This is a genomic window from Vibrio sp. TRT 29B02, assembly GCF_050113655.1.
In the GTDB taxonomy this organism is placed as follows: domain Bacteria; phylum Pseudomonadota; class Gammaproteobacteria; order Enterobacterales; family Vibrionaceae; genus Vibrio.
In genome coordinates, this window is record NZ_JBNJOJ010000034.1 from 1 (window position 1) to 12,429 (window position 12,429).

The 12,429-nt window shown below is 45.1% G+C and carries 12 protein-coding genes; 7 read left to right on the top strand and 5 right to left on the bottom strand.

Annotation, left to right across the window (positions count from 1 at the left end; translation table 11 throughout):
- Nucleotides 1-390 precede the first annotated feature (390 nt).
- The 4 genes from ACQEXT_RS17820 to hemC are packed head-to-tail and all read right to left on the bottom strand — an operon-like array spanning nucleotide 391 to nucleotide 4,478.
- Nucleotides 391-1,578: a heme biosynthesis protein HemY gene (locus ACQEXT_RS17820; protein ID WP_138972212.1), complete on the bottom strand. Its 1,188-nt coding sequence runs from the start codon at nucleotides 1,576-1,578 to the stop codon at nucleotides 391-393.
- Nucleotides 1,578-2,786: a uroporphyrinogen-III C-methyltransferase gene (locus ACQEXT_RS17825; protein WP_138972211.1), complete on the bottom strand. Its 1,209-nt coding sequence runs from the start codon at nucleotides 2,784-2,786 to the stop codon at nucleotides 1,578-1,580. Before ACQEXT_RS17825 ends, ACQEXT_RS17820 begins: the two co-directional genes overlap by 1 nt.
- Nucleotides 2,787-2,789: 3 nt before the next feature.
- Nucleotides 2,790-3,533, bottom strand: a complete 744-nt coding sequence (locus tag ACQEXT_RS17830) for a uroporphyrinogen-III synthase (protein WP_138972210.1) — start codon at nucleotides 3,531-3,533, stop codon at nucleotides 2,790-2,792.
- A 6-nt stretch (nucleotides 3,534-3,539) separates the two neighbouring features.
- Nucleotides 3,540-4,478, bottom strand: a complete 939-nt coding sequence (hemC, locus tag ACQEXT_RS17835) for a hydroxymethylbilane synthase (RefSeq protein ID WP_426953099.1) — start codon at nucleotides 4,476-4,478, stop codon at nucleotides 3,540-3,542.
- A gap of 333 nt (nucleotides 4,479-4,811) precedes the next feature.
- Between hemC and ACQEXT_RS17840 the strand changes: the two genes are divergently transcribed.
- Nucleotides 4,812-7,340 carry a class I adenylate cyclase gene (locus ACQEXT_RS17840; protein ID WP_138972208.1) on the top strand — a complete coding sequence of 843 codons (2,529 nt, stop codon included), beginning with the start codon at nucleotides 4,812-4,814 and terminating at the stop codon, nucleotides 7,338-7,340.
- Nucleotides 7,341-7,400: 60 nt separating this feature from the next.
- Here the strand turns inward: ACQEXT_RS17840 and cyaY are convergent, their stop codons facing one another.
- Nucleotides 7,401-7,715: an iron donor protein CyaY gene (gene cyaY / locus ACQEXT_RS17845; RefSeq protein ID WP_331418019.1), complete on the bottom strand. Its 315-nt coding sequence runs from the start codon at nucleotides 7,713-7,715 to the stop codon at nucleotides 7,401-7,403.
- Between the two features lie 75 nt (nucleotides 7,716-7,790).
- Here cyaY and lptM point away from each other — a divergent pair, with 75 nt between their 5' ends.
- Genes lptM through yigB form a run of 6 tightly spaced genes read left to right on the top strand, consistent with a single transcriptional unit; the run spans nucleotide 7,791 to nucleotide 12,387 of the window.
- Nucleotides 7,791-7,910, top strand: a complete 120-nt coding sequence (gene lptM / locus ACQEXT_RS17850) for an LPS translocon maturation chaperone LptM (protein ID WP_419723661.1) — start codon at nucleotides 7,791-7,793, stop codon at nucleotides 7,908-7,910.
- Between the two features lie 28 nt (nucleotides 7,911-7,938).
- Nucleotides 7,939-9,192 (top strand): diaminopimelate decarboxylase, encoded by a 1,254-nt coding sequence (gene lysA, locus ACQEXT_RS17855; protein ID WP_426953100.1) that lies wholly within the window; start codon nucleotides 7,939-7,941, stop codon nucleotides 9,190-9,192.
- Nucleotides 9,193-9,202: 10 nt separating this feature from the next.
- Nucleotides 9,203-10,033 (top strand): diaminopimelate epimerase, encoded by an 831-nt coding sequence (gene dapF / locus ACQEXT_RS17860; protein WP_331427745.1) that lies wholly within the window; start codon nucleotides 9,203-9,205, stop codon nucleotides 10,031-10,033.
- A 26-nt stretch (nucleotides 10,034-10,059) separates the two neighbouring features.
- Nucleotides 10,060-10,764 carry a DUF484 family protein gene (locus tag ACQEXT_RS17865; protein WP_269378393.1) on the top strand — a complete coding sequence of 235 codons (705 nt, stop codon included), beginning with the start codon at nucleotides 10,060-10,062 and terminating at the stop codon, nucleotides 10,762-10,764.
- Entirely contained in the window at nucleotides 10,736-11,662 is a 927-nt protein-coding gene (gene xerC / locus ACQEXT_RS17870) for a tyrosine recombinase XerC (protein WP_138972203.1), read from the top strand. Before ACQEXT_RS17865 ends, xerC begins: the two co-directional genes overlap by 29 nt.
- Nucleotides 11,663-11,664: 2 nt before the next feature.
- Nucleotides 11,665-12,387: a 5-amino-6-(5-phospho-D-ribitylamino)uracil phosphatase YigB gene (gene yigB, locus ACQEXT_RS17875; protein WP_331418015.1), complete on the top strand. Its 723-nt coding sequence runs from the start codon at nucleotides 11,665-11,667 to the stop codon at nucleotides 12,385-12,387.
- The last annotated feature ends 42 nt before the right edge of the window (nucleotides 12,388-12,429 follow it).

Here is a 12,429-nt window from a genome sequence, read left to right on the forward strand (position 1 = left end):
TCTTTTTGTTTTTATCCGAGTATGTTTCTCATCGACCAAGGCATGTCGATGGCTTGCCGTCCCGACCGTCCATCTCTGATTCATACAGCCGAGCCTGACGCTAGGCTTTGGTTGTTTTAAAAGCCCGTCGCTCACGCCACGGGCTTTTTGTGTATTAGGGAGCAGGAGTGCTTCAGGTGTGGAAATCGGCTACGGGCTGTGGATTACGGATTACGAGCTTTGAGATAGGGGGCAATACGAGCGCTGCTTACGCTGAAGGTAAGGTTTGGCTGTAAACTGATGAGATGCTGGGCCTAGAAGATGTTGATAGGACTTGTCTCTGAAAAGAGAAAATATTCTCGCTATAAAAAAGCCACCTGATTAGGTGGCTTTCTAAAGTACTTGCTAGTGTTAAGCAGCAGGGCCGCTGACCAGAGTCAGTGCTTTTTTAGAGACTTCATGTGCGGCTTTAGTTAGGTTTTGTTTCTCTAGGGCATCCGCCAGTAGACCGTAATCTGAGACGTTTGAGCGTATAGAGAGCGCTTTCTCTAAGTACTGTTGAGCGCCACTCCAGTTTTCATTACGTAGGTGGAACTGCGCTAAAGCACTATTTGCTTGTGCGTTATTGGCATCTTTTCTTAGAACTTCTTCTAAGAAGGTGATAACTGGATGGCTGTCTGAGAGTTTAAGCTCAGGAAGTAAGCGATATAATTCAGAATTCGGATGCTTCTTAAGTGTTTCTTTAATTAAAGTAAACGCTTCGTTATCTGCCTGACGGTTGATGAGTTGTTTCGCAAAGCACTCCACTAGGTGAGCGTCTGATTTCACCTTGCGTGGTAGCGCATTCCAGTGAGCGATCAGTCCTTCACTCCCTTTTTGCTCTGCAACTTCAGTAAGCAGGCCGCATTGTGCTCGTTGTGCTAATGGCTCTTGTTCCTCTTCGGTCACGATCTTATTCTTCACGAGTTTTGGCAGTAAGTCCAAAAGCGGCTGCCAAAGCTTCAGTTCAATGTAAACCTGTTTGAGTAAGTTCAGCACTATTAGGTTGTTGGCATAGTTATGTTTCAAGCCTGACAGCGTTTCAAGAGCTTGGTTGTACTTAGCATCGCGAATTTGTTGTTTGGCTCTAGTGAGCTCAACCGCTAGCTCAGCGTTTTCTTGCTGTGCTGCCAGTTCTAAGTAACGATCACGCTGTGCTTCATTACCCATGCCTTGTGCTGCTTCTGACGCAACTAAGTAACAGAGTAGTGGCATATCATGATGATTGGCCCAACGAGTCACTTTTTTCTCTGCGAGCTTGAAATCACCTTCGAGCAACTTGATGATTCCTTCATTTGTGTAGCGGCGTGAGCGTCTCATTTTACGTACGCTGAAGTAATTCCATGTCGCTGAACTCGCATAGAATACTTTCTTAATCAGATACTCTAAACCGAACAGTGCTGCTAGCGCGCCAATAACGAAGATGACTAAAGTCGTGACACTCATCTCGATGGTTTTGTTGGCAATTGAGATCAGCACATAGCCTTGTTGACCTGCATACTGAGTACCAACAAACAGTCCTAATCCGAGTACGACAAAGAGAAAAATAAGGCGAAACATTACTTATCCTCCGATACTAGAGTCGTTACTTCACGACGAAGGCGTTCACGAATGACATCAGATAGGTTCTGTTGGGTTTCAAGCTTAACTGGATACTCAACTTGAACCTTTTGTGAGCTCAATAGCTCTAGAGCTTTATTAAACTCTTTCACTTCATTTGAGTCTTGGTTAAAGAAGGTTGATGACCATTTGTCTGCGGTTGTTAACGCAGTCGAGTAGATTTCTTGTTGTTCTACGTAGACGGCCTTAATCGCTGTCTCTAACTTCGCCTTAATGTTTTCTTTTAAGTAGAAGTGCTGCTGAGGTGATAGGAGTGGAATAACGTTGCCATCACGAGTTCTGAAAGTGATGAAGTTGTCAGAGAAATCTTTTAGTGAAGTAATTAGGTTATCTTGCCAGTCGTAGATGTCTTCTGAAACTACAGGTTTTTGCTGCTTATCTGCTTCAGGAAGTAGGGCATTGGCAAGTGGGAGTTTATCTACCTGTTGCTGTAGTGCTGTAATGCGTAGCACTAAACCTTCACGATCAACTAATGGAATGGTCTTTAGCTTAGTAATGTCGTTGGCCATCGCTTTTCGCAGTGGAACTAAACTTGGGTCGTTCAGTGCAGCGATGCGCTGGTCCGCACTTTCCATCAGTTTGGTTGCGCTTACCGCGTCATGCTCAAGAAAGAGTTTACGTCCTGCCAGTTTTACCAAGTAATCTGCTTCCGCGAGAAGCCAGTCATTTGGCCGACGCCCTTTCACATCAGCAACGGCTAACTGAAGGCTTTCAATGCTTTTTTGTTGCTGAGCTAATACGGTTTCTGCACGGTGAGTGATTTCTGTCGCTTTGGCGATGGCTTGCTGCTGGGTCGCTTCAAGTTCAGATTGAACCGAGTTTTGAGTTTGCTGCAACTGAGTCTGTAATGCGCTAATTTGCGCTTGGTATTCAGCGTTCTTTTGTTGCATTTGGAAGGTAAGACCGCCACCGAAAAGGACCGAAATAACGATGGCAACAGTCGCGAGCTTAACGCCACGTTTGGCTTGTTTATCTTCAGCTTGAGTTTTCGCGGCTTCGCTAGGTTTTGGTTCCGTGGCTGGTGAGACTTGCTCTGCTGTCTCTACCGCTGTTTCTGCAGACGCTGTTGTTTCTGATTTGTTTGCGTCCGCTGCCTTATCTTTTTCTTGGTCAGGGGCAATGTTTTCGTTTTTATTTTTGCTTGTCATGACTTATTGTCCTGTTTTGTCTGGCCGGAGAGCAGCCAATAACACTGGGTTCGAGGCACTGAAAGTATTGGTGACCACTTTAAAACCGACTTCTCGTGCTTGTTGCGCTATACGCTCGCTAGGTACGTAGAGGTGTAGCGTAAATAACCAGTCCCGTTGTTGTTGATTAAACTGCGAAATAAAGTAGTCGAGCTGACCTGAACTGGTGATGACTAATTGATTAATGTTTTTATCTTGCCAGAACGGTACGAGTAAATCTGAGCGGAAAGCTAGGTTTTCTCGTTTGTATACTTCTCTATATTCAACACACGCACCTCGTGCAGAGAGCGTATCGAAGATGAGTTCTCGCCCGCCATTTCCACGCAAGATGAGGATTGATTTGTTGGTGACGTTTTGCAGTACATCCAGATTAAGTAGATGTTCGCTGTCACTAATTTCTGGGTAGTGTACTTTTTGTTGACTCACTTTGCTCAAAACATGTGCAGTTTTTTGACCAACGGCAAGGTAGATCGGCTGTGAAGGCCAAGTTAGGCTCAATTGTGAGAGGAAACGATGGCTCGCTTCCACTGCGTGCTGGCTAACTGCGATGATGATGTCAACTTCAGCTATTCGATTCTCCAGTCCGGTTAAGTGCTCACCGGGCTGGATATGTATAAGAGGGTGGTGAAGGTTGGAAACTCCAACCTTCGAAAGTTGCTCACATAGGGTAAGGCCTTGTTGTCCCGGCCTAGTGACCAGTACTGCCATAGTGATTTACTCGTGTTCTGCGTACAGTTTAGTCAGAATCTCTTTCGCGCCGTCTGCCAATAGTTGATTAGCAAGTTCGACACCTAGAGCTTCTGCGTCTGCACGAGTGCCACGGATCTCACCACGAACGATCTTAGAGCCGTCTGGTTCACCCACTAAAGCACGTAGCCAGATGTTGTCGCCATCAATGAGCGAGTAACTACCGATTGGCACCTGACATCCACCTTCTAGGGTTAGGTTCATTGCGCGTTCACAGCGAACACGGTCTGCGGTTTCTTTGTGGTTTAGTGGCTCTAGGAGTTCAATAAGGCGTTCATCGTCTAAGCGACATTCAATACCGACTGCCCCTTGTCCAACTGCTGGTAAGGACTGTTCTGGTTCAATAAAGCTCTTGATACGCTCTTCCAGTTCAAGGCGTTTTAGGCCAGCGGCAGCAAGAATGATGGCATCGTATTCGCCAGCGTCCAGTTTGCTGAGACGAGTGCCAACATTGCCACGCAGTTCTTTAATGACTAAGTCTGGACGAGCCTCTTTAAGTTGACATTGACGACGCAGGCTACAAGTGCCCACAATTGCTCCTTGGGGGAGTTCATCAATACTGCTGTATGTGTTGGATACAAAAGCATCGCGTGGATCTTCACGCTCACAGATGGTGACTAGGCCTAGGCCTTCAGGGAAATCGACAGGAACGTCCTTCATCGAGTGGACGGCCAAATCTGCTCGACCTTCCAGCATGGCGACTTCAAGCTCTTTAACGAATAAACCTTTACCACCCACTTTTGCTAGCGGTGTATCTAAGATAATGTCGCCTTTGGTTACCATGGTCACTAGCTCAACTTCCAAATCTGGGTGAGCAGCTTGTAATGCGTCTTTAACATAGTGAGCCTGCCAAAGCGCAAGTGGACTTTTACGTGTAGCGATACGAATTGGAGTTGTTTGAGTCATAGTGTTCTGCTGATACCAAAATAATCGCTAATCCTACCACTGTCGGCTAAAAATGCATTACTGCATATTCATTCGGGTGAGGGATTGATGTTTGCTAGCACAAAATCATCGAAAGAGTGTGATAAATGTCTCGTTTGTAAAATAGGCTATTATTATTAAGAGCAGTTACGTACCACACTAAGAGCGGCAACTTCAGATGGACAAAATTGTGTAGATCAGATCGTACATTTCTTTACCAATCCAAATAAAAATGTTAGATTGATCACGTTTTGTTGGTGCTTTAGGACAGTTTTTAGTCAGGCACTATCTAGGATATGAACCAAGGAAGCTCCCTTGCAGGCTTACACCAAGACGTTAATAAAGAGACTTGATAACCTTAACCAGCAACGTATTGAACGTGCGCTGGCGCTTATGGATTTACCAAGTCAACGAGTCTTCCATCTGATCCCAACTCTACTCCATTTCAACCATCCTCTGTTTCCTGGTTACTTTGATGCCAACGTTCCTTTTGGTATTTGTGATTTTGAGCTTAACGACATTCAGCAGCAATTCGTTGAAGATAGCCAATTAACCATTGGACAGCCTCTACCTACCAGTGAAAATCCAGCAATTCTCGGTCTTTATACCATGGGAAGTACATCTTCTATTGGGCAAAGCACCTCCAGTGATCTGGATATTTGGGTATGTGTATCACCTGAGATGGAATGCGAGGAAAGAGAAAGCCTAACCAACAAATGTTTACTGATCACTGATTGGGCACAAACTCAGGGTGTTGAAGCGAATTTCTTCTTAATGGATGAGCAACGTTTCCGTTCAAATCATTCTGAAGAAATGACCGGTGACAACTGTGGTTCATCTCAGCATCTACTGTTACTTGATGAGTTTTATCGCAGTGCTGTCCGCCTCGCTGGCCAGCGCTTGCTGTGGCAGATTGTTCCAACTGAGATGGAAGAGTGCTACGACGAATATGTAAAAGACCTGTGCAGTAAAGGATATATCGATTGCTCTAAGTGGATTGACTTCGGCAAATTGAATCGAATTCCTGCAGAGGAGTATTTTGGCTCGAATCTATGGCAGCTTTACAAGAGTATTGACTCGCCATACAAGTCGGTTCTGAAAGCCATTTTATTAGAAGCCTATTCGTGGGAGTACCCAAATACCCAGCTGTTGAGCCTAGATACTAAGCGACGTTTCTTTGCGCATGAGCCGGATCTTTACGGGATGGATGCGTATTACCTAATGCTAGAAAAGGTGACTCGTTATCTTGAACGTATTGGAGATACCACGCGTTTAGATTTAGTGCGCCGCTGTTTTTATCTTAAAACGCACGAAAAGCTTTCTAGAGAACCAAGTGTGGGTTCGGTGGAATGGCGTCGTGAAGCGCTGAGTGAGCTAGTACAGCAGTGGAATTGGTCAGACTCTGTTATTGAAGAGCTTGATGACCGTCGTAACTGGAAAGTAGAGCAAGTCAAAGTTGTGCACCATGCGCTGCTGGACGCTTTGATGCAGAGCTACCGGAATCTTATTCAGTTTGCTCGTCGCAACGATATTACTTCTGCCATTAGCCCTCAGGATATTAGTATCTTGGCGCGTAAGCTGTATGCTGCGTTTGAAGTGTTACCAGGTAAAGTTACACTGCTTAATCCTCAGATTTCTCCTGATTTGCATGAGTCTGACCTCACCTTTATTGAAGTTCGTCCAGGACGGACAAATAAAGCGGGTTGGTATCTGTATAAACAACCTTTGACTCCACACCGTATTATCGGTCAGGCGCCGTTAGAACATAACGAGTATTTGAGTAAGCTAGTCGCATGGTCATTCTTCAATGGTTTGATTACAGAATCGACTCGTTTGCATTCTGTGATTCGTGATGCTCACCTCGACATCGACAAGTTCTATCAGATGGTGAGTGACCTACGTAATACATTCTCACTGCGTAAACGCCGACCGACAATGCAAGCGTTAGCTAGCCCATGTGAAATTAGTCAACTGGCGATGTTTATCAACTTTGAAAACGATCCAACAGCAGACCTGAGTGGTAAGTCTTTGAAGCTTGATCCTAAAACCACAGATATTTTTAGCTTTGGTCCTGAGCAGAAATGCCTAGTCGGCAGTGTTGATTTGGTTTACCGCAATTCGTGGCATGAAGTACGTACTTTGCATTTTAAAGGTGAGACGGCCATGCTGGACGGGTTGAAAACCGTGCTAGGGAAAATGCATCAGGATGCGATCCCGCCAGAGTCAGTGGATGTGTTCTGTTACAGCAAAAATCTACGTGGCGTCATGCGCAACAAGGTTTATCAGTTATTGGCAGAGTGTATTGATTTACGTCTCAAGCCAGTTGAACAAGAAAAACGTCGTCGATTTAAGGCTTTACGCATAGGTCAGCAAACTTACGGTCTTTTTTATGAACGTCGTGGTGTTTCGGTTCAAATGTTGGAAAACTCGGTAGATTTTTATCGCAGTATTTCGACCAACAAGTTGAAAGGTTCACCACTTCTGATGCTAGATAAGGAACAGGACTATCAGTTGCCTGAAGTGGTTGATGGTTTTGCTAGCGAAGGTTTGATTCAGTTCTTTTTTGAAGATACTGATAAAGGCTTCAATATCTACGTGTTGGACGAATCGAATCGAGTGGAAGTCTATCACCAGTTTAAAGGTGAGAAAGATGAGATGATTGCGAGCGTGAACAGTTTTTATACCTCGGTGAAAGATGAAAATCCGCTCTCTTCGAAACTGATCAATTTCAATTTGCCTCAGTACTACCAGATTGTTCGTCCAGAAGATGACGAACCTTATATTGTTCCTTATCGAAATGATGGCGCCAGTTACACTAGGCCAAACAAGATAGTCAATGCATAAACGAATACAAAAAAGAGCATCTAAGGATGCTCTTTTTTTATGTTGGGCAGGGATGATGCCTTAGGCCCACTCGATCTCTTCGTCGCAGTGTTTTTCACACTCTTGCTTAACCATAGCAATAAGTTCTAGTCCAGTCTTTGAACACGTCCAATTACCATCAACTAGAGCAAAGTGAAACCCCCCAGATTTAGATGCTAGCCAGATCTCTTTCATTGGTTCCTGACGGTTGATAATGATTTGACTGCGGTCTTCAAACTCCAAAGTCATTACGTTGCCAGAGGTCTCGTAATCGATGTCCGCACCTGAATCATCAATCATTTCCTCGATGATTTGCATTTGAACATCTACTAACTGATGAAATTCCGTATCGTTCATCTAATCTATCCTATTGCTTTTCTTGAGTGTGGTGCGATTATAGGGGGCATTGATAGAATAATCACGATACAACCAATGAAAAAATCGATCTTAGCTCTTTTTATCTTTTCGGTGCTTGGCTTAGCTGGCTGTGGTCAAACTGGACCGCTTTACATGCCTGAAGATGCTCAGCAGAACGAGCAGTCTTCACAATAATTAGAAACAGAATATAAGGGAAAGTACTTTGGATTACTTCAACTATCAGGATGATGGCCAGCTATGGGCCGAAGATGTCGCACTAACAGAACTTGCACAACAGTACGGCACGCCACTTTATGTATACTCACGCGCAACATTTGAGCGTCACTGGCACGCGTTTGATAAATCGGTAGGTGAGCACCCACATTTGGTGTGCTATGCCGTCAAAGCAAACTCAAACCTTGGTGTATTGAATGTGTTAGCTCGCCTGGGTTCTGGTTTTGATATTGTGTCTGGTGGTGAACTGGAACGAGTCATTGCTGCCGGTGGTGAAGCAAGCAAAGTTGTATTCTCTGGCGTTGGTAAAACCGAAGCCGAGATGAAACGAGCGCTAGAGCTGGGGATCAAGTGTTTCAACGTAGAGTCTGAGCCAGAGCTTGAGCGTCTCAACAAGGTTGCTGGAGAGCTTGGTCTTAAAGCACCGATCTCGCTGCGCATTAACCCAGATGTCGATGCAAATACTCACCCTTATATTTCAACTGGCCTACGTGATAACAAGTTTGGTATTGCGTTTGATCGTGCACCTGCGGTTTATAAATTTGCTCAAAGTCTAGAGAACTTACAGATTCGCGGTATTGACTGCCATATTGGATCTCAGCTAACCGATATTGAACCGTTTATCGATGCAACAGATCGCCTGCTCGCACTTATTGATGATCTAAAAGCCCAAGGTATTAAGATCGATCATCTTGATGTTGGTGGTGGTTTAGGGGTGGTATACCGTGATGAGCTGCCACCAGAGCCTTCTGATTATGCGAAGGCACTGCTAGGTCGTCTTGAAAATCATCAAGACTTGGAGCTTATCTTTGAACCCGGCCGTGCGATTGCAGCTAACGCAGGTGTCTTACTGACTAAGGTAGAATTCCTTAAACATACCGAACACAAGAATTTCGCCATTATTGATGCCGCAATGAATGATTTAATGCGTCCAGCGCTTTATCAAGCATGGCAAGATATCGTGCCTGTTTGCCCTCGCAAAGGCGAACCAATGACTTACGACTTGGTGGGACCTATCTGCGAAACGGGTGATTTTCTCGGTAAAGACCGTTCGCTAGTGATTGAGGAAAATGATTTGCTAGCGGTACGTTCTGCTGGTGCTTATGGCTTTGTCATGTCGTCCAACTACAACACTCGTTCTCGTGCAGCAGAGGTCATGGTTGATGGCGATCAAGCTTACTTAGTGCGCCAAAGAGAAGAACTATCCAGTTTGTGGGCACTTGAAAACGTACTTCCGGAGTAATTGAAGTCTTATGCATTTCCATTTTTCAAAAATGCACGGTTTGGGTAACGACTTCATGGTCGTTGATTGTATTACTCAAAATATTTTCTTTTCCCCTGATTTGATCCGTCGCATGGCGGATCGTCACACAGGCGTTGGTTTTGACCAACTGCTTGTCGTGGAAGCTCCATACGATCCTGAAACCGACTTCCACTACCGAATTTTTAACGCTGATGGTAGTGAAGTTGAACAGTGTGGTAATGGTGCTCGATGCTTTGCTCGCTTTGTCCGAATGAAAGGATTAACTAACAAGTACAGCATTAGCGTCAGTACTAAAAAGGGTAAAATGGTACTGAACATAGAGGAAGATGATCAGGTTACGGTGAACATGGGAGTGCCGGAATTTGAACCAAGTAAGATTCCTTTCAAAGCGAAGCAGACTGAAAAAACGTATATCATGCGTACAGGGGAAAAAACCTTATTCTGTGGTGCAGTCAGCATGGGTAACCCTCACGTGGTGACTGTGGTTGATGATGTCGCTACGGCTGATGTCGACACATTAGGACCTCTTCTAGAGTCCCATGAGCGATTCCCTGAGCGCGTTAATGCTGGATTCATGCAAGTATTGCGACGAGATGAAATCAACCTACGAGTCTATGAGCGAGGGGCTGGTGAGACTCAAGCCTGTGGCAGTGGTGCTTGTGGTGCGGTAGCTGTTGGTATCATCCAGGGGCTATTAGACGAAAGCGTTAAAGTGAACCTGCCTGGTGGTTCGCTGCACATTAGCTGGCAAGGACCTGGGAAACCGTTATACATGACAGGCCCTGCTACCCATGTGTTTGATGGTCAGCTAAGCTGCTAAGAATAAAATAATAACAAGGATTCAACGTGTCTCAAATTGAAGCGGATGCACTGACGGCTGAAGTGGTAGCCGAGTACCTAAGTGACAATCCAGACTTTTTTACTCATCGACGTGATTTAGTGGACCGACTGGCACTGCCAAGTCAGGAACAAGGTGCTGTTTCTCTGGTTCATGTGCAAATGAACCGGCAGCGTCAGCGAATCGAAGAGTTAGAAGAAGAGATCACCTCATTGATGTCTCTGGCTAAAAGTAATGACAGAACATTTCATGAGTTTATGGAGCTGCAAGAGCAGATCCTCAAATGTGACACCCTGTTTTCGGTAGTAAAAGCCATTGAAAATATGGCCAAATCACTAGGATTAGTGGCTTATGTGCGCTTACTTGATAGCGAATCGGGCTACTACTCATTGAATAAAGAAAACTATCAGCGTTTTGCGACCAATCATTTAAACGGTAAGAGTGCTTACTTGGGGCGTATGCGCAAAGTAGATCGCGAATTATTGCTAGGTGAAAACTCTCGAGCGCCAGAAATGGGTTCGTATGTCGTGCTACCCTTGTATAAGAAAGCACTTCAAGGAGTACTCATGTTCTCAAGCGGTGATGGTGGTCATTTCCAGCCCCATATGGACACCTTGTTCCTGCGTCACTTGGCGCTGGTGTTATCTCATTTGATTGAAAGCCTGCCTTGGCAATGTGAAGAGCATGAGCGAATCAGTAACTCCTCTTCCTAGCGGACTAAGACAGCCTCTGGAACGCTTCTATGAATATTTAAGAAGCGAAAAGGGGCTGAGCTTGCATACCCAGCGCAATTACAAACAACAGCTTGAAACCATCGCAAGTCACCTTGTTCATCTTGGTCTGAAAAGTTGGCAACAAGTGGATGCTGGATGGGTGCGCCAAATTGCCAGCAAGGGAATGCGTGATGGGATGAAGGCCAGCAGTATTGCTACTCGTCTCTCTTCGTTACGTAGCTTTTTTGACTTTCTGATTTTGCGCGGCGAATTGACTGCAAATCCAGCCAAAGGGGTTTCTGCGCCACGTAAAAAACGTCCTTTGCCTAAAAATCTCGATGTTGATGAAGTAGGTCAATTGCTTGAGGTGAATGAAGATGATCCATTAGCGATTAGAGATCGTGCAATGATGGAGCTGATGTATGGTGCAGGGCTTCGTTTGGCTGAAATGGTCAATGTAAACCTTAAGGATGTGAGCCTTTCTTCCGGTGAACTGCGTGTTATCGGTAAAGGTGATAAAGAACGCAAAGTCCCTTTCTCTGGAATGGCGGCGGAATGGGTAACCAAATGGCTGAAAGTTCGCTCTAGCTTAGCGAAGAGTGATGAGCCAGCTTTGTTCGTCTCAAAGCTTGGCGTTAGGATATCGCACCGGAATGTTCAAAAACGTATGGCGGAGTGGGGCCATAAACAGTCTGTCGCGAGCCACATTAGCCCCCATAAGCTGCGACATTCATTTGCCACACATATGTTGGAGTCGAGTAATAATCTACGAGCGGTTCAGGAGCTGTTGGGGCATGAAAATATTTCAACCACTCAGATCTATACCCATTTAGATTTTCAACATTTGGCTGACGTTTACGATCAGGCACACCCAAGAGCGAAAAAGAAAGGGAGTTAATTGTGCAATTTTTCCGCCAATGGCAAGCAGTCAAAGCAATGACTTTCGACCTTGATGACACGCTTTATGATAATCGTCCAATCATTCGTCAGGTTGAACGCCAGATGGTTGAATGGTTGCACCACCAACACCCTATCTCTGCGACTCAGCCGCTAAGCTGGTGGTATGATTTAAAACGAACCTTGGCAAAACAAGATAGCTGGTTACCTAACGATGTGACGCTATGGCGTTATAAACAAATTGAGCAGGGACTGATTTTGCTTGGTTATCAGCCGCAGCAAGCACAGTCGGCGGCTGAAGAGGCGATTGCGCGTGTCTTAGAGCTTCGGAGCGATTTCACAGTACCGTTAGAATCTCACAAGGTATTGGCCGAGCTGGCTAATCAGATACCCTTGGTAGCGATCACTAATGGTAATGTTGATGTGGAAAAAATTGGTTTAGCTGACTACTTCTCTTTGGTGCTGAAAGCTGGCCCAGATGGTTATGCAAAACCCCATCGAGATCTCTTCGATAAGGCGCAACAATTTTTGGCGATACCCGCTGAGGATATTTTGCACGTTGGTGACCACTTGGTCTCAGATGTCCTTGGCGCCAAGCGCAGTGGAATGAAGGCTTGCTGGTTCAACGATCAAAATATCGATTTGTATCAACATGATAAGGTGAAAGTTATCCCGGATGTTGAAGTAAACCGATTGTCTGACTTATTGTTATTGATAGGGAAGTAACTAACAACTCTCGAAATCAACTCTTTTCATATGGATGCATAT

What these genes read in the sequence shown, in the direction of transcription:
- ACQEXT_RS17820 (WP_138972212.1), bottom strand. Translation starts at nt 1,578, where the DNA reads ATGTTTCGCCTTATTTTTCTCTTTGTCGTACTCGGATTAGGACTGTTT.
- ACQEXT_RS17825 (WP_138972211.1), bottom strand. Translation starts at nt 2,786, where the DNA reads ATGACAAGCAAAAATAAAAACGAAAACATTGCCCCTGACCAAGAAAAA.
- ACQEXT_RS17830 (WP_138972210.1), bottom strand. Translation starts at nt 3,533, where the DNA reads ATGGCAGTACTGGTCACTAGGCCGGGACAACAAGGCCTTACCCTATGT.
- hemC (WP_426953099.1), bottom strand. Translation starts at nt 4,478, where the DNA reads ATGACTCAAACAACTCCAATTCGTATCGCTACACGTAAAAGTCCACTT.
- cyaY (WP_331418019.1), bottom strand. Translation starts at nt 7,715, where the DNA reads ATGAACGATACGGAATTTCATCAGTTAGTAGATGTTCAAATGCAAATC.
- lptM (WP_419723661.1), top strand. Translation starts at nt 7,791, where the DNA reads ATGAAAAAATCGATCTTAGCTCTTTTTATCTTTTCGGTGCTTGGCTTA.
- dapF (WP_331427745.1), top strand. Translation starts at nt 9,203, where the DNA reads ATGCATTTCCATTTTTCAAAAATGCACGGTTTGGGTAACGACTTCATG.
- xerC (WP_138972203.1), top strand. Translation starts at nt 10,736, where the DNA reads ATGAGCGAATCAGTAACTCCTCTTCCTAGCGGACTAAGACAGCCTCTG.